We start from the raw sequence: 18,255 nt of genomic DNA on the forward strand, positions 1-18,255 counted from the left end.
CGCTCCACATGAACCTCATTCCCGTCATCGACCTCATGCAGGGTCAAGTGGTGCGTGCCGTGCGCGGCAACCGCCAGTCGTATCGACCCATCGAGTCGCGGCTGTGCTGCAGCAGCGATCCGGTCACGGTGGCGAAGATTTTGTGCGAGCACTGCGCTACGCACCAGTTGTACGTGGCTGATCTCGATGCCCTGCTGGGAGGCCGGAGCCAGTCCGCAGTTTTGCGCACGCTTCTGCAAGCCATGCCGGGGCTCGAGCTTTGGCTCGATGCCGGCTTTGCCGGCGCAGGCGCGGCCGACGCGATGAAGGTCCAACTCGGCGCCGCGAGCCAACGGGTCGTTCCGGTCTTCGGCAGCGAGTCGCTGGCATCGCGCGAAGAACTCGAGCGCTGCTTCGCCGATGGGGGGGAGGGCGTGCTGTCGCTGGACCGCCGCGACGGCCAGCACCTGGATGTCGCGGGTTGCTGGGATGCACCCGCGCTGTGGCCTGGGCGCGTGATCGTGATGACGCTCGAACGCGTCGGCGCAGGCGCGGGTCCGGATCTGGAGACGTTGGTCGACGTGCGTCGCAAATCTCCCACGACCTTCGTCGTCGGCGCCGGCGGCATCCGCAACCAGAGCGACCTGAAGGCAGCCAGCGACGCCGGTGCCGGTGCCTGGCTGGTGGCCAGCGCGCTGCATGATGGCGGGTTGCCCCGCGTAGTCGGCTGACCCAAGCCAGAGTTGGTTCGCATCATGGGCGTTGCCGCATCACGTTTCGTGCCAACGCGATACGGTTGCCATGCGGGCCTGCGATGGTGCGCTCAGGTCAGAACTGAAACACGGCGCGCCACACAGTGTTTCACTTCTGACGGCCGTCCGTCCGCGCGGGGGCGGGCATTGTCGTGGTGCGCCGTGGCACATCGCTTGCGTGAAGCAGCGCGATGACCGAACCATTGCTGGCGACGAAAGGGGACGCGGTGCGCTGGACCTGTCCTTTCTGTCTGTTGCTTTGTGACAACCTGAGCGTTCGGCCCAGCGCATCCGGCACAACACTGGAACTGGCCGACGGCGAATGCGCGAGTGCGCGCATGGGTCTCGCGCAGTTTTCGGGCAAGCCCTCTGCGGCGAGGCCGCTGATCGATGGGCAAGCTGTTGAACTGGCCCATGCAGTCGCTGCCGCTTCCAGCGTCCTGGCCGAGAGCCGTCAGCTACTCGTCGGCGGCCTGGGCACCGACGTCGCGGGCGCCCGGGCGATCTACCGTCTGGCCTGCAAGACGGGCGCAATCTGCGACCCCGTCGGCGGCGACGCGCTCATGCAGTCCGTGCGAGCGCTGCAGGATCGCGGCGGCTTTGCCACCACGCTGGCCGAGGTGCGCACGCGCGCCGATCTCGTCGTTTGCATCGGTGAACTGCCCGGCGGCGCAGCTGCAGAGTTCTTTGCGCGTTCTGGGCTGGGGGAGGAGAGCCTGGTGCCGCAGCGGCATGTGGTCTGCCTGGGGAATGGGGCGACCGATTCGGCGAGCCTCGCGGCATTGGCCCACCACCGCGGCATCACGACCGAATCCATCCCTCTGCATGGCGACCTGTTCTCGACGGTCGCACTGCTATCGGCGCTTGTGGCGCGGCGCGCCGTGCGCGACGTTCCTTTGCCGCTCGCAGCGTTGTCCGAGCGGTTGCGCGCCGCGCGCTACGCCGTGATCGTCGGCCAGACGGACCGCTTGCCGGCGCACGGTGCATTGATCATCGAAGGCGTCCATCGGATCGTCGCCATCTTGAATGCCACCACCCGCGCAGGCGCGATGTGGCTCGGCGGCGGCAATGGCGCACGCACGGTCAACGAGGTGTTCACCTGGTTGTCGGGATTGCCCTTGCGCTCGCGTGCGGGCCCGGGCGGGCTGGAGCACGAACCGCTGTGCTTCGACGCCATGCGCCTGCTGGCGGACGGGGCCGTGGACTGCCTGCTGTGGATTTCGAGCTTCGACGCCACCTGTACGCCGCCCGCGACGGCCCTGCCGCTTGTCGTGCTGGGGCACCCCGATCTGGCTTCGTCGGCTGGGCGCACCGGGAGCATCTTCATTCCGGTATCGACACCGGGCATCGGATCGCCCGGCCATCTCTTTCGGGCCGACGGCGGCGCGGTGCTGCCGCTGGTTCCGGTCTATCGCGACACCTTGCCGATGCTTTGCGATGTGCTCGGCAGCATCACGCAGCGCGTGTCGGCGTTGCACGCGGAGGCCGGCCGATGAGCAGCCTTCGCCTTCGCGGCGGCAGGATCATCGATCCGACGCAGCCCGCGGACACGATCCGCGATCTGTGCGTGCAGGACGGACGCATCGCCCCGCTCGACGCGCGCGATCCGGTCGACGCCGAGATCGACGCGACCGGATGCGTCGTGATGGCAGGCGGCATCGACATGCACACGCACATTGGCGGCGGCAAGATCAACCTGGCGCGCCTGCTGATGCCCGAGGACCGTCGTGCCGAGGGCAATCCGATCGGGCTTCCCGGCAATGCGCTCGAACTCGCGTCCTGCGGCGGTTGCGCGCCCGGCACGCTGGCCACCGGCTACCGCTACGTCGAGATGGGCTACACCGCAGCCTTCGAGCCGGCCATGATCGCGAGCAACGCACGCCAGGCGCACATGGAGATGGGCGACACGCCGATCCTCGACCATGGCGCCTACGTGATGCTCGGCAACGACGAGCTGTTCCTCGAACTGCTGGCCAAGGGCGGCGAGGCCGGCCACAACTTCGAGACAATCCGCGACTACATGGGCTGGACGATGCACGCCACCAAGGCCATGGGCGTCAAGGTGGTCAACCCCGCAGGCATCTCGGCCTTCAAGTTCAACCAGCGCAAGCTGGACGTCGACGAGCGCCATGTCCACTGGCAGGTGACGCCGCGCCAAGTCGTGCACACGCTGGCGCGCGCCCTGCGGGAACTCGGCGTACCGCACCCGCTGCACATCCATGGCAGCAACCTGGGCGTGGCGGGCAACATCGAATCGACCCTTCAGACCATCCAGGCGCTCGAAGGCTTGCCCGCACACCTGACGCATGTGCAGTTCCACGCCTACGGCACCGAAGGACCCAGGAAGTTCTCATCGGCGGCACTGCAACTTGCGGAGGCGGTCAATGCCAACCCGAACATCAGCATTGATGTGGGACAGATCATGTTCGGCCAGACCGTCACCGCCTCGGCCGACTCGATGCGTCAACATGCCCAATCGGGACTCGCCAGCCCGCGCAAGTGGGCGGGCAGCGACATCGAATGCGAGGCCGGTTGCGGCGTCGTTCCGTTCAAGTACCGCGAGCAGAGCTACGTGAATGCATTGCAGTGGGTCATCGGCCTGGAAATCTTCCTGCTTGTCACGGACCCGTGGCGCGTGGTGCTGACCACGGACCATCCCAACGGCGGACCGTTCACCAGCTACCCGCACCTCATCCGCCTGCTCATGGATCGCAGCTTCCGCGAGGAGCAATTGACCAGGTTGCATCCGGACGTTGTCGCGAACTGCGCGCTGCGTTCGATCACGCGCGAGTTGACGCTGCGGGAGATCGCCATCATGACGCGAGCCGCACCGGCGAGGCTGCTGGGCCTGCGCGACCGCGGCCACCTGGGCGTGGGCGGAGCGGCAGACATCGCGGTCTACCGCGAGCAGATTGACCGCGAAGCCATGTTCTCCACGCCTGAGTGCGTCTTCAAGGATGGCGAACTGGTGGCGCGGGCAGGGCGCATCACCGCGGTGCCGGTTGGCGGCACGCACTTCGTCGAGCCGGATTACGACCGCGGTGTCGAGAAGACCTTGCGCCGGCATCTTGCGTCGCACGGTTCCGTGAGCTTCGACCACATTGCGATCGGGCACGACGAGCTGTGCCGTTGCTGCAATGGCGGGCGCCTTCTGCCGGCGGCGTGCTTCAAGAGCGTCTCATGAGCGCCGCGCCGGACCGCTCCAAGCAAGCTCGCACCGCAGTGCGAAGCACGGAGGTTGCCCAGTGAGCGATGCATTGATACGCAACGGCGTACAGATCGATGATGGCTTTGCCGAAGCCTTTCCGATGAAGGCCACGCGCATCGTCATCACCGCGCACAACGCCGCCTGGGCGCGTCACGCGGCGGTGTCGGCGACCGGGTTTGCGACTTCGGTGATTGCCTGCGGGTGCGAGGCTGGCATCGAACGCGAACTCGGCTCCGAAGAGACGCCCGACGGACGGCCAGGCCTGAGCGTGCTGATCTTCTCGATGTCGGGCAAGGAGTTGGCCAAGCAGGTCGAGCGGCGTGTCGGCCAATGCGTACTGACCTGCCCGACGACGGCGGTCTACGCCGGCATCGCCGAAGGCGAGGCGATCGCGCTGGGACAGAACCTGCGCTTCTTCGGCGATGGCTGGCAGATCTCCAAGGTGATTGACGGCGTCCGCTATTGGCGGGTTCCGGTGATGGATGGCGAGTTCGTTGCGCAGGAAACCACGGCGGTGGTGAAGGGCGTGGGCGGCGGCAACCTGCTGCTGCTGTGCAGCGACACCGACAGCGCGCTGGCCGTCGCAGAGGCCGCCGTGCGAGCGATGAAGGCGCTTCGCAATGTGATCATGCCCTTCCCCGGGGGGGTGGTGCGCTCCGGCTCCAAGGTGGGCAGCAAATACGCCGCGCTCAACGCGTCGACCAACGATGCGTTCTGCCCCAGCCTGCATGGCCTGGTGGCGCACAGCGAACTGACGCCGCAAACGCGGTGCGTGATGGAGATCGTGATCGATGGCCTGACCGAAGCCGACGTCGGCGCGGCGATGCGCGTGGGCATGCAGGCCGGCATCGCATGGGGTGCTGCCAATGGATTGCTGCGCATCGCGGCCGGCAACTACGGCGGCAAGCTCGGTCCGTTCCACTTCCATCTGCACAGGCTGCTGGGGGAGGGCGGGCCATGACCGGCTGGCGGTTGACGCTCAAGGCATCGCCTGCGCTTCGGGTGGACCTGCGCGGCGTGACGCCGACCTCGCTGGCCCGGCTTTCGGCGGCCGAAGTCGAACGGCTGCAGTTGGGATACGGCAATGCAAGGCTTGCTCTGGCCGAGTTCTTTCGGATCGATTCGCATGACCATGGCGATTCGCTCATCTTCGAGGGCGACCTGTCGCGTTTCGATCGGGTGGGCTGGCAACTGGCGGCAGGCCGTATCCGCGTGGTCGGGAACGTCGGGCACTATGCCGGCGGCTGCATGAGCGCGGGCGAGCTTGTCGTCGAAGGCCGGGCCGGTTTGCTGGCCGCGTGCGAAATGGCAGGCGGCAGCTTCACGGTGCAGGGCGACGTGGATGATTTCGCGGCGAGCACCCTGCCAGGCAGCATGGACGGCATGCGTGGCGGCACCTTCGTCGTCAAGGGCCATGCCGGTGCCCGATTCGGGGATCGCATGCGGCGTGGCAGCGCCATCGTCCATGGGAATGCCGGCGACTTCCTCGCGTCTCGCCTGGTGGCCGGCACCGTCGCCATCGGCGGGCGTGCCGGGGCACATGTGGGCTGGGGCATGCGACGCGGCAGCGTCGTGTTCGCCCGCGAGCCCGAACCTTCGGACATTTCCTCGACCTTCGTTCCCGCGCTCGGCGGGGCGGAGGTCTTCTGGCAACTGCTGGCGCGTGATCTTGCGCGCCATGGCGGACCCTTCGCAGCGCTGGCCGCACGGCGCACCGAACGGCACCTGGGCGACTTGGCGGCGGATGGAAGAGGGGAGATCATCATTGCCCGATAAGGGTCCTCGCACCGTCTCCCGCGATCTCGCCTTGTTCGATCTGGATCTCACGCTGATCCCCTTCGACAGCGGCATGGCCTGGACGCAATTCCTCATACGCAAAAGCATCCTGCCGGCGGAGGCCGAAGCGCGCTATCTGGCCTACTGTCACGAATACATCGCAGGCACGCTCGACATCCATGCGATGCACCGCGCGAACATGCAACCCCTGCTGCAGGTTCCGCGTGCGACGCTGGCGCACTGGCAACGTGAATTCGAGATCGAGACGGCTTCGCGCATACCGGCATCGACCCTGGCGCTCGTGAAGCGTCACCAGCGCAAGGGTGACCTGTGCGCCATCGTCACGGCGACGACGGAACTGATTTCCCGCCCGATCGCCCGCCTGTTCGGCATCGATCAACTGGTGGCCACGCGCCCCGCCACCGTGGATGGTGTGGAGGGTGCCCCTTTCACCGGAGAGATCGATGGCGAGCCCTGCTATCGGCAGCACAAGGTGACGCGCGTCAATGATTGGCTCGCCATGCAGCCATCGGGGTCACGGCACGGCCTGGCCGAATTCGGGCAGTCGTGGTTCTATTCGGACGCCATGGGCGATCTGCCATTGCTCAATGCCGTCTCGCACCCCGTGGTGGTTTGCCCGGACGAACGACTGCGTGCGCACGCCGAGGCATCCGGATGGCCGATCCTCGACCTGTGAGCGGTTCTTCTTTCAGGCCTGGATCAGTCCCCAGCGCAGCGCGACGAGCGTCAGCTCCGACTGGTTGCTCGCGCCCAGCTTCTGCTTGACGTGGTAGAGGTGCGTGCCGACCGTGCTCGGCGACAGGTTCAGTGTCTCGGCGATCTGCGCCACGCTTTGGCCATGAGCCAATTGGATGAAGACCGAGAACTCGCGCTCGCTCAGCGTGTCGGCCGGACTGGCGGAGCCTTCGAGCTGTGTCAGCGCCAGGGCTTGTGCTGTCTGGGCATCGACGTAGCGTTCGCCGCGCGCCACCGCAGTCACTGCGGCGATCAGTGCATCGGGCGCGCTGCGTTTGGTCAGGTAGCCCAGCGCCCCGGCGCGCAGCACGCGCCGTGGATGGGCAGTGTCCTCATGGGCCGACAGGGCCAGCACGCGAGCCTTCGGGTCTTGCGCCAGAAGCCGCCGGACGGCCTCCAGGCCACCCATGCCGGGCATCGAGAGATCCATCACCACCACGTCCGGCTTGACGCGCGGGTAATCGACGCAGGCTTGCTCGCCGCTTTCAGCCTCTCCCACCACTTCAACCTGTGCATCCGCCAGCAGCATGCGAAAACCCATGCGCACCAGCTTGTGGTCATCGACCAGCAACACGCGAATCATGCAGCCTCCTTGCGGGTGGACATCGGCAGGCGCACGTGCAGCCGCACGCCGCGAGGCACCGCGCGCTCTATTCTCACGGCGCCGCCCAGGCCCTCCACGCGTTCGGCAAGCCAACGCAGTCCGTAGTGGCCGGCGCGCCGGGGATCCTCGGGCGGCATGCCGTTGCCGTCATCGACAAGGTCCAGCGTCACATCGCCGGCGTGCTGTTCCACGCTGAGCTGCAGATGGCGGGCCTGACCGTGGCGCAGCGCGTTGGTGATCCCCTCCTGCGCCGCCCGATACAAGGCAAGCGACACGTCGGCGCACGGCGCCGCATCGGCCAGTTCGACCTTCAGGGCGATCTGCACGTCGGCGTGGACGCGTTGAGTGCGCTCCGCCAGGTCGTTCAATGCTTCGGCCAGCCCGAAGTTGTCCAGCACCAGTGGTGTCAGGCGCGGGATGATGCCGTGCATCGCGTCGTACAAGCGCGAGGACTCGTCGGCAATCAGGCGCGCCGCCTGTTCGGCCTGCGGATCGAACGAGTGCACGCGCGTGGCGATCGACAGCGCCATGCTGCGCATCGCCGTCACCGACTGGCCGAGCTCGTCGTGCAGTTCACGCGCGATCATGCGGCGTTCGGCTTCGATGTGCTTGTCGATCCATTGCGTGAGATCCCGGCTGTCGGAGAGCTGCAGTTCGGCCCGCACCGCGCGGCGCTCTGTCTCGATGTGCCCCTGCAGCTCACGGACCATGCGGTTGAAGGCCGCGCCGATCGCTGCGGCCTCGGTCCCGGCCAGTGGCGGGAGTGCCGAGTCGAAGCGCCCGGCCTGCAACTGGTTCAGCGCCTGCACGATCTGGCCGAAGGGCCGCACCGCCCGCCCGACCAGCCAGAACACCATGGCGTTGACGACGACGAGGAATCCGAGCGCACCCGCGGCGAGGGTCACCACGTAGTCCCAGGCATCGACCTCGGCACGGGTGGCATTCGCGCGCACGACCAGCTTGCCGTCGGGGAACTCGATGGCTTGCACCGACGGCGGTGGCGCAATCAGCGCACCGAACCAATCGGGCGCGTCTCGTCCGGCCTTGTAGGTGGGCGGCGGTGAACGGTACAACTCCTTGCCTTGCGCGTCGAACAGCGTGAGATCGTTCGAGCGAATCCGTCCGATGCTCTGGAGGAAGGCCAGCATCGCCGGCGTGCCCTGCGCTGCGTAGCGCACCGCGGTGCCCTGCAGCAGCAGCGCGGCGACGCGGTTGGCCGCCACCACTTCCTCGTTCACGGACTCGCGCATGCTGCGTATCTCCAGCGCGAGCACGGTTGCTGCGAAGAGAACAGTCAGCGCAAGGACGATCAGGTTGATCTTCAGCCGAAGGCTCATGAGCGGACGCGGGGCCCGGTTGGCACACACACGCGGGTCATGGTAGCGGCTCGCCGCGCTGTGCGCGTTCGATTCATGAAAATCATGAGCCCGCAATCATGATCCGGCGGCTGTGCCAATGGAGCGCCAGGGGAGACCATGGCTCACGGGAAGAGAACAATCCCCGCGGCGCCACATGGCGTCCGTGTCATCCTCATAGGAGACCTCTATGCAATGGACAACCCCTACTGCGACTGACTTGCGTCTCGGCTTCGAAATCACGATGTACATCGCCGCCCGCTGACCCGGGTCACGGCACGCTCGGCGCTCCGCAGGACTCGTCTTCGGAGTGCCGGCCTGGCCGCGACGGGTCGGGGCCTTCGACGCCACCGATGCGCATCACTGTCCTCGGTTCGGCTGCAGGTGGTGGCTTTCCGCAGTGGAACTGCAATTGCCGCAACTGCGCGGGCCTGCGCGCAGGCACGTTGAACGCCAAGGCACGCACCCAATCGTCGATCTTCGTGCGCCCTGATGGCGGCGTGGACGGCGTGCTGTTCAACGCATCCCCCGACATCCTCGAGCAGATCCGCAGCAAGCCTGCGCTGCAGCCTGCGCGTTCGGTTCGCGATACGGCCATCGCCGGCGTGGTGCTGATGGATGGCCAGATCGATCATGCGACCGGTCTTTTCATGCTGCGCGAACGCAATGGAGCGCTGCCGTTGTGGTGTACCGACCCGGTCGATGAGGACCTGAGGCAGGGAAACCCCGTGCTGCGCGTCCTGGGCCACTACTGTGGCGTGGAGCGGCATTGCATCGCGCTGGACGGCAGCCGGTTCGCCGTGGCCGGCGTTGCCGACCTGAGCTTCCGCGCGTTGCCGCTGTCGAGCAAGGCCGCGCCATACTCTCCGCACCGGGACAGGCCGGTGGAGGGCGACAACATCGGCATGCTGATCTCCGACGATCGCAGCGGCAAGACCACGTTCTACGCGCCAGGGCTCGGGCAGATCACGCCGGCGGTCTTCGACGCCATGTCGCTCGCTGATTGCGTGCTGGTCGACGGCACGTTCTGGACCGATGACGAAATGCCCCGCCTCGGCCTCAGCGCCAAGACGGCCCGGGACATCGGCCACCTGCCGCAGTCGGGTCCGGGCGGCATGCTGGAGTGGATGGCCAGGCTGCCGAAGCGCACGCGGCGCATGCTCATCCATGTCAACAACACCAATCCGATCCTCGACGAAGACTCTCCCGAACGCGCGACGCTGACGCACGCCGGCATCGAGGTCTGCGAGGACAACATGCAGATCTGCATATGACTCAAAGCACCGATGCATGGTCGCGGGACGAATTCGAAGCGAAGCTGCGCGAGCGCGGCCGTGCGTATCACATCCACCATCCGTTCAACGTCATGCTCAACAGCGGTCGCGCGACGCGCGAGCAGGTGCGTGGCTGGGTGGCGAACCGCTTCTACTACCAGATCGCGATCCCGATCAAGGATGCGGCGGTGTTGTCCAACTGCCCCGAGCGCGAGGTCCGCAGGGGCTGGGTGCAGCGCATCCTGGATCACGACGGTTTCGAGTTGAACGGCGTGCGCGACGAAGGCGGCATCGAAGCCTGGCTGCGACTCGCCACCGCCGTGGGCCTCACGCGCGAAGAGGTGCTCGACCTGCGCCACGTGGCCCCGGCGATGCGCTTCGCGGTCGATGCCTACGTGAACTTCGCGCGGCGCGCGCCCTGGCAGGAGGCTGTCTGCTCGTCGCTCACCGAACTCTTTGCCCCCGAGATCCACAAGCAACGGCTGGCGAACTGGCCCGAACACTATCCCTGGATCGATCCGGAGGGGATGGCGTACTTTCGTGATCGGGTGAGCCAGGCGCGGCGCGACGTGGAACAGGGACTGGCGATCACGCTTGCCCATTTCACGACCCGGCCGTTGCAGGAACGGGCGCTGGAGGTGCTGCAGCTCAAGCTCGACATCCTGTGGGCCATGAACGATGCGATGGCGCAGAAATACGGAGTGGCTTCGTGACGCCGCCGAGCACTTCCTCCCGGCCTCGCGTCGGTACGGGCTTCCGCCTGCAGTGGGAGCCGGCGCAGAACGCGCATGTGCTGCTCTACCCCGAGGGCATGGTGAAGCTGAATCAGAGCGGTGGCGAGATCATGAAACGCTGCGACGGCGAGCGCAGCGTGGCGGCCATCGTCGGCGAGCTGGAGCAGGCTTTCTCGACCGGCGATCTGAGTGACGATGTGCTGGCCTTCATCGAACTCGCCGGCAAGCAACGGTGGCTCGCATGGGACTGATGCAACACGCACCGCCGGCGTCGCCCGGGCCTCCGCTGTGGTTGCTCGCGGAACTGACCTACCGCTGCCCGCTGCATTGCGTCTTTTGCTACAACCCGATCGACTTCGCGCGCCAGGAGGAAGAACTCAACACGGACGACTGGCTGCGGGTGTTGCGACAGGGGCGCGAACTGGGCGCGGTGCAACTCGGCCTGTCGGGCGGCGAGCCGCTCGTGCGCGACGACCTCGAGACCATTACGGGCGAAGCGCATCGGCTGGGCTACTACACCAATCTGCTGACCTCGGGCGTTGGCCTGACCGCGGCGCGCGCCGCGGCGCTGAAGGCAGCCGGACTCGATCATGTTCAGTTGTCCTTCCAGGATTCCACGAAGGAGATGAACGACTTTCTCTCGCACACGAAGACCTTCGAGCTGAAGAGCCGGGTCGCGAAAATCATCAAGGACCAGGGTTGGCCGATGGTGATGAACGTGGTGATCCATCGCATGAACATCGACCACGTCGATCGCATCATCGCCATGGCGGCCGAACTCGGCGCCGAGTATCTCGAACTCGCGAATACCCAGTACTACTCATGGGCGTTCCTCAACCGCGACCAGTTGTTGCCGACGCATGAGCAGTTGAAGCAGGCCGAGCGCACGACCGACCTCTGGCGGGCGCGGATGGGCGAGCGCATGCGCATCTTCTTCGTGGCGCCGGACTATCACGAGGGCACGCCCAAGCGGTGCGTCAATGGCTGGGGCAGCACCTTCCTCAACGTCACGCCGGACGGCACAGCGCTGCCGTGCCACACCGCGAAGATGCTGCCGGGCCTGAGCTTTCCCAACGTGCGCGAGCACAACCTGCGCGAAATATGGTTCAACTCCGAGGGCTTCAACCGCTATCGCGGCACTGGCTGGATGAAGGAGCCGTGCGTGAGCTGCGAATTCCGCGAGAACGACCTGGGCGGATGCCGCTGCCAGGCCTACATGCTGGCCAACGATCCGGCCGTTGCCGATCCCGCTTGCGTGAAGAGTCCGCACCACCATCGGGTGCTGGAGGCCGTCGAACGCGCCGGTGCCTTGACCTCGGCGCAGGCCGTGGAGCATCCGCTGGTGTTTCGCGAACCGGCCAACTCGCGCCGGCTCAGTGCCATCTCTTGATTTGAGAAGCGGCTTGGCGCCAAATGAGCGCCGCGTCCTGGCGCTGAGGTGCCAATTGAGTTCGCCCGCCAAAACAGGAGGTCGTCATGAAGCGTCGAGACTTCATCACCACCACGCTTGCAGCGCAAAATTTGCTGCTTGCTTCTTGCGCAAGCCCGACACCGCCCGACACCAGCCGCTCCACGAAAGCGCAAATCACGGTGCTCTACGACGCTTTCAGTAGAGATCCGGCGCTGCAGAAGGACTGGGGCTATGCCGCGTTCGTGGAGGTCGACGGGCGGCGCATCTTGTTCGACACCGGCAACAACGCCGACGTGTTGGCGAAGAACGCGGCGGTGATGGGCGTGGATCTCGCGAGGCTCGACTTTGTCGTGATGTCGCATCGGCACGGCGACCACATGGGAGGCATGGGCTACCTGCTCAGCGTCAATCCGAAGGTCAGGATCTACGCGCCCAAGGAAGGCTTCGGCGTCTATGGTGCCGACCTCCCGAGCACGTTCTTTCGCAAGGACGAGTCCTTGCCGGCCGCGCAGCGCTATTACGGCGGCAGGCCGCCTGACGTGATGCGCTTCGGAAGTGCTTGGCCGAAAGCAAATATCGAACTGGTCGACAAGCCCACGATGATCGCGCCGGGAATCCACCTGATTTCACTGGTGTCCGACAAGCCCGGCACGCTCGAGTTGCGCGAACTCTCGTTGGCGGTGGAGGCACCCGACGGCATGGTGATCCTGGTAGGCTGCTCGCACACGGGCATCGACAGGATCGTCAAGGCGGCTGTGGCGATCCAGCCGAAGATCCAGTTCGTCGTCGGTGGTCTCCATCTCGTGGTCGCCAAGGATCCGGAGATCGAGACCACCATCACGACGCTGCGGGACACGTTCAAGGTCGCCTATGTGGCACCAGGCCATTGCACCGGCGAACCGACATTCACTGCGCTACAGAAGGCCTTCGGTGAACGTTGTCTCTACGCGGGGCTGGGAAGCACGATCGCGTTGGGCGCGCAGCCTCTTGCGGCCGACAAAAGCGGACTCGCCGTGCCGACGGCGCTGACTGACGACGATCTGAAGAGTTACCGGACGTTGCTCACCGCCGGCGGCGAACGCCGAAGCGGACTGTTCGCCGACCTGCAACGAATGCCGACGCCAGGCGGCGCCTATCTCGGACAGTGGCGACGCAGCATGGTGGGCTGCTGTTGAGGCGGGTCTCGCTCCTCATTGTTCCAATTGCGCGCGTTGCAGACGCACGAACAGGATCGACGCATTGCGCCGGTGAAGGCTCTCGTACTGGTCCCAGCGCGCGAATTCCGGTAGTGCCGCCGCATCGGGAACCTCACTGAGGGCGGTGCCGGCGCGCAGCAATTCCTGCACGCGCACCTGCAGTTGAGCAAAGTAGCGAAGCTGTGCGTCGATGTCCCCGATGGATGCCGGAGGCCCGTGGCCGGGCACGATGACCTTGACCGGCAGCGCTCTCAGGGCCTGCAGCGCGTTCGACCAGCCTTCGAGATCGCCGTCCTGTAGGTCGGGGATGCGCCCATGGTCGAGCAGGCCGCCGGCGAACAGCACGCCGGAAGCCGCATCGAGCACTGTGACGTCGCCCGGGCCGCTGGAGTGCCCGAAGTACATCAACCGGAGGGGCCGGTCGATCACATCGATGCTCTGCGTGGCCTCGAATTCCTGGTCCGGCGTGAACATCACGGTGCCGCGCATCTCCTCCTCGCCGAGCGTTTCCTTGAGCATCTTGAGGCAGCGTTCGCAGCGCGACGCCATCAGCGCCGCGGCTTGGCGATGCATGAGGATCGGGATTCCGTGCTCGCGATAGGCGGCTGCGCCGAAGAGGAAGTCTTTCTGCGCGTGGGTGATCAAGACCAGCCGCACAGGCTTGTCCGTCGCGCTGCGAATGGCCGCCAGCAGCTGCTCGCCTTGACGATAGGAAGTGCCGGTGTCGATGGCCAGCACGCCGTTGCTGCCGACGATGAAGCCCGCATTGCCGACACGGCCCAGGTTGCGGGTGTCGACCCCGCCGGGCGCACCCTGCACCATGTAGACGCCGGCAGCGAGCGCCACTGGCTCTGCGACGGCGGGCGCCTGTGCCGCTCCGGACGCCGCACAGGCGGCGAGCAGCGTCGTGGCCGCTGCTGCGGTGATCCATGCGGCCAGCCACATGCGCATGCACCTTCCGGTCATTGCGCACGCCGGTACTTCAGCGTGCTCTGGAATCGCAAGTCGTGCGAGTCGATCACCTCGGCCTTGAGCTCGCCGTCCCCGCGCGGCAAGAAATAGAAGCGGAAGTTCGGGTTCTCGCTGATCGAGAAGTCGACATCTGCCGACATCACCAGCACCCCTGCGTAGCTGACGTTGACCTGCCGCACGAAGTACGCCGGCGTGTAGAGGCGGGAGACTTGATCCAGCGCCAGGCCTGAGTTGTTGGGATGGCTGATCATGAGTTGCGCGAGCTGCGGCTGGTTGTCCTCTGCATGGCCCTCGACGCTCAGTCTCATGCGGCCGAGGGTCGCGAGCGCCGCCTGCGCGTCCTTGCCGGGCGGCGCCGAACAGCCGCCCGAGGCCTTGACGAAGGCCGTCGCCATGTGCAGCCGGCCGTCGTTGGTTTCGGCAATCGCGCGCACGTGGGTGTACTCGTCGACGCGCACGCGCGTCTCGATATCCGCCCGCCCGCTTTGCGGCGTGAACTGGAAGATCGCCGAGATGGGCGAAGGGTTGTTGTCGATGATCAGATAGACCTTGTCGATGTAGCGCGTGGGCGTCTGCAGTAGCCGGGTGTGGATGGCAATCGGAACGATGGCGGCATCTTCGGCCCGCGCGGGCACGACCAGCGAAATCACATCGTCGCTGGCAGCGGCGATCGGCCGGGACTTGAACAGGCTGGCGCGCACCTTCTGCCACACGGGATTGGCCTCTGGGCTGTCGGCTGTCTTGATCTCCGCCCAGGCTCCGGTGCAGAACAGGCCCGCAGCGAGCAGCGCGAAGCTCGCTGCCGCGCGCATCAGGAAGCATCGGACGACCCAGCTTTTCATGGTCTCGACTTCTGCGGGCTGGAAGGCGATCGAGGCGGCGCCTCGGCGGTGGTGGGTGGAATATCTTCCCATTCCAGTTCCGCATAGGCGGCAGTGACGTTTCGACGATGAAAGCGTTCGCCAAGCAGCCAGTGCGAGCCGGCGGGAATCTTGATGCTGTCGACCGCCTGCTGAATCGTCCGATGGTCGTGGATGGCAGAGCGCGTGTCGCGCGCGAGGGCCTCCAGATAGCTCGCCTGCGTGGCCAGCACGGCCGACTCGTCGGTGCTGACGCTCCCATGGCCGGGCACGACGGTGTCGGCCGGTATGCGCGCGAGGTCCGCCATCACCGCCAGCCAGCCGCGAAGGCTGCCGTCGATCACGGGCAGGTGCTGCACGAACAGCAAGTCGGAGGTGAAGAGCGTGCGTGTGCGCTGGTCGTAGACCGTGAGGTCGTTGTCGGTGTGCGCCGTGGGCCAGGCACGCAGGGTAAGGACGCGATCGCCGAGGTCCAGGTCGAGCGACGTCTCCACCACCGTGTCCGGGTAGACGATCGAGGCGTGGGTGAGGCGAAGGCCGAAGTCGCGTTCCAGCGCGTTCAGGTAGTAGGTCTCGCGCGTAGCCAGCGCGCGGGTGAAACGCGCATGGGCCACGAAGTGCGGAGCCGTCGAGCCCGCGTTGACGAAAGCCGCATTGCCGAGCACATGGTCGGGGTGGGCATGCGTGTTGATCACCCAGCATATGGGCAGCGGTGTGGTGCGTTCGATCGAGGCGAGCAGCGCCCGGCCAACCGCCGGCGTGCCCCCGGTGTCGATCACTGCGACGCAACGCCGGCCGACGATGAAGCCGAGGTTGGCCACGTCGCCGCCGTTGCCGGGCCCCCAGTCCTCCAGCATGCCGGCATGCACGAACACGCCGGGCTTCACTTCGGTGATTGCCAGCACGGCCCCGGAGTCCGGCGCCGGCGCGGCTGCGCAGCAAGCGCCCAGCACCATCCCGGCAAGCAGGAGCGGCATCGAACGCGGGATGCCCGGCATGATGCAACTACTTCGGGCCGGCGGTGATGAAGCAGCCTTTCTCGGCCTTGGCCTGGAGCTCGCGCAAACGCTTGATCTCGGGCTCGTACGACGGCACGTCGCGGATCGCGCCGCCACGTTCGCCGCCGATGGACATGGCCTTGGTGATCGTGCTCATCGTCACGTAATCCTTGTACTTCACGGCGCTCGCGATGGCGTCGAGCGCGCATGAGCACTTGGACGTCATCTCGTACGTCGGCCCGGGGTGCGCGCGCATGCACTCCTGCACGTATTGCACCCGGTCCAGCGTCGGAAAGTCATTGACTGGAGTGGGGGCGGCGGCCATCGACAAGGTGCACCAGCCCAGCAGGGCGATTGTCGTGATTGATCGTTTCATGGGAGTTCCGTCAAGGTTGGCGCCCGGCGCCTTCGAGAAGCATCTCCTCGACCATCAATGGTGCTGCTTCGGCGGATTGCGCGTCAACCCTTGTGCGAATGCCGTAGAGGCCGCCCGGCACGGCGTCCGACAGCAGGAAGACGTAGGACTTGTTGGCCAGTTTCTCGAAACGCGGACGGTTTGGATCGTCGAGGTAGGGAGAGACGCTGATCTCTCGCACCGCCACTGGCTGCCCGCGATAGGGCAGGTTGACGTTGCGCACCGTGGCGCCCTGGTACACCGCCATGCGGATGCGCTTGCGAAAGTAGCTCGGCTGGCCCTTGGTCAGGCGTTGCATTTCGCGAATATCGCGTTCGAGGAAGTACAGGATCGCCGGGTTGCCTCGGGCGCTTTCCACCTCTGGCTGTTGCACAGCGCGGGCGCCGCTGAAGAACTCCGCGCGAACGGCGCAGCACTTGCCGTCGGGCTCCGCAGTCAGCAGAAGGTTGACCTTGTCGTCGAAGGGCTCTTCCAGCGTTCCGGTCTTGCGGAAGACGTAGTGCAGGGTGAGCGGCGGCCGCAGCTTGCCGAGATGGTCGTCCATGAAAATCGCCTGCTCGGCGACCGAGTAATCGGTCGCCGCGAAGGCCAGCCACGGCATCCCTAGGATCAATGCGAGCGCCAGTCTCAGCACGGGGTTTGCGTTCATCGGGAGAGGGAAGCGCTATTGCTTCGGAGGAACGTAAGAGTAAGAGGCGTCGACGACCGGTACGCCGTAGTCCTTCAGGATTGCCTGGATCTGCGATCGGTTGGATTCGATCAGGCCTTCGACCTGCTGTTTCCATTCGCGCTCTCCGTAGCGCACGCCCATGGCGATCTGATAGTCGAACTGCACACCGGGCTCGGACTTCAGCGGGACCACCGCGAGCTCGGGCGTCTTCACGCGCTGGGCGTAGTAGCCGGCAATCGGCCCCCAGACAATCGCGACGTCGATCTTGCCCGCCGCGAGGTCCTTTTCGATGATTTCGCCGGGGTATTGATCCGGGTCTGCGTTCATCACGGGGTAGGGAACGCCCTGGTCGACGAGCTTGTGTTTGGCGAGCCAGGCCGATGCGGGCGAACGGTCGTAGATGCCGATGCGCATCTTGCTCAGCTTCGCCGGATCGACCTTCAGGAAGTCCTCGCCCGATGCCACCTGGTCCAGGCCCTTGCCCTTCGGAAAAACCAGCGCGTACGTCGATCGGTAGTAGGGCTTGGTGGCGGAAACCTGGTCATATTCCGCGGGCACACCGATCACGATGTCGCAAGGATATTCCTGGCCTGGAAGCTTGAACTTCAATGTGTTCCGGATGAAGGCCAGGCGCTGCGGAAACGAGTAATAGATCACCGGGAGACCTAGCGACTTTCCGAACACTTCGGCGATCTTGTTCTCGATGCCCTCGCCCTTGACGTTTGAAAAGGGCAGGTTGTTCGGGTCCTGGCAGACGCGCAATGCGGTGCGTGCCGCCGGCGGATCCTGCGCGGCAGCGCCGGCCGTCAGCGCTGCCAGCCCGATGGCGATGGCGATGGCCGCGAGCATGCGTTGATGAGAGCCTGCGTGGGTCATTTGATCTCTTCGACCTTCGCGCGCGTGATTGCGCCGTCGGACCTGCCTTTGAGATAGGCGTAGAGCTGGTTGATGTTGTCCATGACCATCGGACTGTTGCCGAAGCTCTGCATCCCTTTTTCCAGCCGGCCGTTGGTCACGGTCTTGATGAAGTCCTCCTTCGACAGAGTCTTCAGGCTGATCACCAGCGACGGCCCGACCAGTCCTTCCTGGTTCGCGCCGTGGCAACGGTCGCAAGCGGCCGCTCGCCAGGCGCGGAAGCCCTTCATCGTCTCGCTGTCCACCTTGTAACCATCGACCACCTTGTACAGGGGCGGCTTGTCGTCGGAATGAGCAGCGCCCGACAAGATCAGCAGTGCGCCGGCGATAAGCAAAGCCTTCCTTGAACTCATGTTGCGAGATCCTTGTTTTCGTCTGAA

At 65.8% G+C, this 18,255-nt stretch carries 21 protein-coding genes; 12 read left to right on the forward strand and 9 right to left on the reverse strand.

Annotated features, from left to right (window positions below; all coding sequences use genetic code 11):
• The first annotated feature begins 8 nt into the window (after nt 1-8).
• The 6 genes from AC1DMA_RS08585 to AC1DMA_RS08610 all read left to right on the forward strand — a co-directional run bounded on the left by AC1DMA_RS08585 (nt 9) and on the right by AC1DMA_RS08610 (nt 6,412).
• On the forward strand, nt 9-710 hold the full coding sequence (locus AC1DMA_RS08585; RefSeq protein WP_478143916.1) for a HisA/HisF-related TIM barrel protein: 702 nt from the start codon (nt 9-11) through the stop codon (nt 708-710).
• 212 nt (nt 711-922) lie between these two features.
• A complete protein-coding gene (locus AC1DMA_RS08590) occupies nt 923-2,227 on the forward strand; it encodes a molybdopterin-binding domain-containing protein (protein ID WP_478143917.1) in 1,305 nt (434 codons plus the stop codon).
• Nucleotides 2,224-3,915, forward strand: a complete 1,692-nt coding sequence (locus tag AC1DMA_RS08595) for a formylmethanofuran dehydrogenase subunit A (protein ID WP_478143918.1) — start codon at nt 2,224-2,226, stop codon at nt 3,913-3,915. The genes AC1DMA_RS08590 and AC1DMA_RS08595 overlap by 4 nt, the downstream gene beginning before the upstream one ends.
• Nucleotides 3,916-3,976: 61 nt before the next feature.
• Entirely contained in the window at nt 3,977-4,900 is a 924-nt protein-coding gene (gene fhcD / locus AC1DMA_RS08600) for a formylmethanofuran--tetrahydromethanopterin N-formyltransferase (RefSeq protein WP_478143919.1), read from the forward strand.
• On the forward strand, nt 4,897-5,715 hold the full coding sequence (locus tag AC1DMA_RS08605; RefSeq protein WP_478143920.1) for a formylmethanofuran dehydrogenase subunit C: 819 nt from the start codon (nt 4,897-4,899) through the stop codon (nt 5,713-5,715). The genes fhcD and AC1DMA_RS08605 overlap by 4 nt, the downstream gene beginning before the upstream one ends.
• A 31-nt stretch (nt 5,716-5,746) precedes the next feature.
• Entirely contained in the window at nt 5,747-6,412 is a 666-nt protein-coding gene (locus tag AC1DMA_RS08610; RefSeq protein WP_478143921.1) for an HAD family hydrolase, read from the forward strand.
• Nucleotides 6,413-6,424: 12 nt separating this feature from the next.
• On the opposite strand, the gene AC1DMA_RS08615 is transcribed toward AC1DMA_RS08610, so the two are convergent.
• Both AC1DMA_RS08615 and AC1DMA_RS08620 read right to left on the reverse strand, forming a co-directional pair.
• Entirely contained in the window at nt 6,425-7,054 is a 630-nt protein-coding gene (locus AC1DMA_RS08615; protein ID WP_478128089.1) for a response regulator, read from the reverse strand.
• Entirely contained in the window at nt 7,051-8,412 is a 1,362-nt protein-coding gene (locus tag AC1DMA_RS08620; RefSeq protein WP_478143922.1) for an ATP-binding protein, read from the reverse strand. The genes AC1DMA_RS08615 and AC1DMA_RS08620 overlap by 4 nt, the downstream gene beginning before the upstream one ends.
• A 208-nt stretch (nt 8,413-8,620) precedes the next feature.
• Here AC1DMA_RS08620 and pqqA point away from each other — a divergent pair, with 208 nt between their 5' ends.
• The 6 genes from pqqA to AC1DMA_RS08650 all read left to right on the forward strand — a co-directional run bounded on the left by pqqA (nt 8,621) and on the right by AC1DMA_RS08650 (nt 13,024).
• Nucleotides 8,621-8,695: a pyrroloquinoline quinone precursor peptide PqqA gene (gene pqqA / locus AC1DMA_RS08625; protein ID WP_478104087.1), complete on the forward strand. Its 75-nt coding sequence runs from the start codon at nt 8,621-8,623 to the stop codon at nt 8,693-8,695.
• A gap of 88 nt (nt 8,696-8,783) precedes the next feature.
• The gene (pqqB, locus tag AC1DMA_RS08630; RefSeq protein WP_478143923.1) at nt 8,784-9,704 is read left to right on the forward strand and encodes a pyrroloquinoline quinone biosynthesis protein PqqB; all 921 of its coding nucleotides are present in this window, start codon (nt 8,784-8,786) and stop codon (nt 9,702-9,704) included.
• Nucleotides 9,701-10,417, forward strand: coding sequence for a pyrroloquinoline-quinone synthase PqqC (gene pqqC, locus AC1DMA_RS08635; protein WP_478128086.1), 717 nt, complete (start codon nt 9,701-9,703; stop codon nt 10,415-10,417). Before pqqB ends, pqqC begins: the two co-directional genes overlap by 4 nt.
• Nucleotides 10,414-10,689, forward strand: a complete 276-nt coding sequence (pqqD, locus tag AC1DMA_RS08640; RefSeq protein ID WP_478128085.1) for a pyrroloquinoline quinone biosynthesis peptide chaperone PqqD — start codon at nt 10,414-10,416, stop codon at nt 10,687-10,689. The genes pqqC and pqqD overlap by 4 nt, the downstream gene beginning before the upstream one ends.
• Complete coding sequence (gene pqqE / locus AC1DMA_RS08645) at nt 10,680-11,828, forward strand: pyrroloquinoline quinone biosynthesis protein PqqE (protein ID WP_478143924.1); 1,149 nt, start codon at nt 10,680-10,682, stop codon at nt 11,826-11,828. Before pqqD ends, pqqE begins: the two co-directional genes overlap by 10 nt.
• Nucleotides 11,829-11,914: 86 nt before the next feature.
• Nucleotides 11,915-13,024 (forward strand): MBL fold metallo-hydrolase, encoded by a 1,110-nt coding sequence (locus AC1DMA_RS08650; RefSeq protein WP_478143925.1) that lies wholly within the window; start codon nt 11,915-11,917, stop codon nt 13,022-13,024.
• A gap of 15 nt (nt 13,025-13,039) precedes the next feature.
• Here AC1DMA_RS08650 and AC1DMA_RS08655 read toward each other — a convergent pair whose 3' ends face one another.
• The 7 genes from AC1DMA_RS08655 to AC1DMA_RS08685 are packed head-to-tail and all read right to left on the reverse strand — an operon-like array spanning nt 13,040 to nt 18,228.
• Complete coding sequence (locus AC1DMA_RS08655; RefSeq protein ID WP_478143926.1) at nt 13,040-13,996, reverse strand: MBL fold metallo-hydrolase; 957 nt, start codon at nt 13,994-13,996, stop codon at nt 13,040-13,042.
• Between the two features lie 11 nt (nt 13,997-14,007).
• Complete coding sequence (locus tag AC1DMA_RS08660) at nt 14,008-14,859, reverse strand: quinoprotein dehydrogenase-associated SoxYZ-like carrier (RefSeq protein ID WP_478143927.1); 852 nt, start codon at nt 14,857-14,859, stop codon at nt 14,008-14,010.
• Nucleotides 14,856-15,875, reverse strand: coding sequence for a quinoprotein relay system zinc metallohydrolase 2 (locus AC1DMA_RS08665; RefSeq protein ID WP_478143928.1), 1,020 nt, complete (start codon nt 15,873-15,875; stop codon nt 14,856-14,858). The genes AC1DMA_RS08660 and AC1DMA_RS08665 overlap by 4 nt, the downstream gene beginning before the upstream one ends.
• Nucleotides 15,876-15,882: 7 nt before the next feature.
• Nucleotides 15,883-16,251, reverse strand: coding sequence for a hypothetical protein (locus tag AC1DMA_RS08670; RefSeq protein ID WP_478143929.1), 369 nt, complete (start codon nt 16,249-16,251; stop codon nt 15,883-15,885).
• A 10-nt stretch (nt 16,252-16,261) separates the two neighbouring features.
• Complete coding sequence (locus AC1DMA_RS08675; RefSeq protein ID WP_478128079.1) at nt 16,262-16,939, reverse strand: hypothetical protein; 678 nt, start codon at nt 16,937-16,939, stop codon at nt 16,262-16,264.
• Between the two features lie 15 nt (nt 16,940-16,954).
• The gene (locus AC1DMA_RS08680; protein ID WP_478143930.1) at nt 16,955-17,836 is read right to left on the reverse strand and encodes a substrate-binding domain-containing protein; all 882 of its coding nucleotides are present in this window, start codon (nt 17,834-17,836) and stop codon (nt 16,955-16,957) included.
• The gene (locus AC1DMA_RS08685; protein ID WP_478143931.1) at nt 17,833-18,228 is read right to left on the reverse strand and encodes a c-type cytochrome; all 396 of its coding nucleotides are present in this window, start codon (nt 18,226-18,228) and stop codon (nt 17,833-17,835) included. The genes AC1DMA_RS08680 and AC1DMA_RS08685 overlap by 4 nt, the downstream gene beginning before the upstream one ends.
• Between the last annotated feature and the right edge of the window lie 27 nt (nt 18,229-18,255).

It is taken from the genome of Variovorax sp. 05N34, assembly GCF_056397405.1.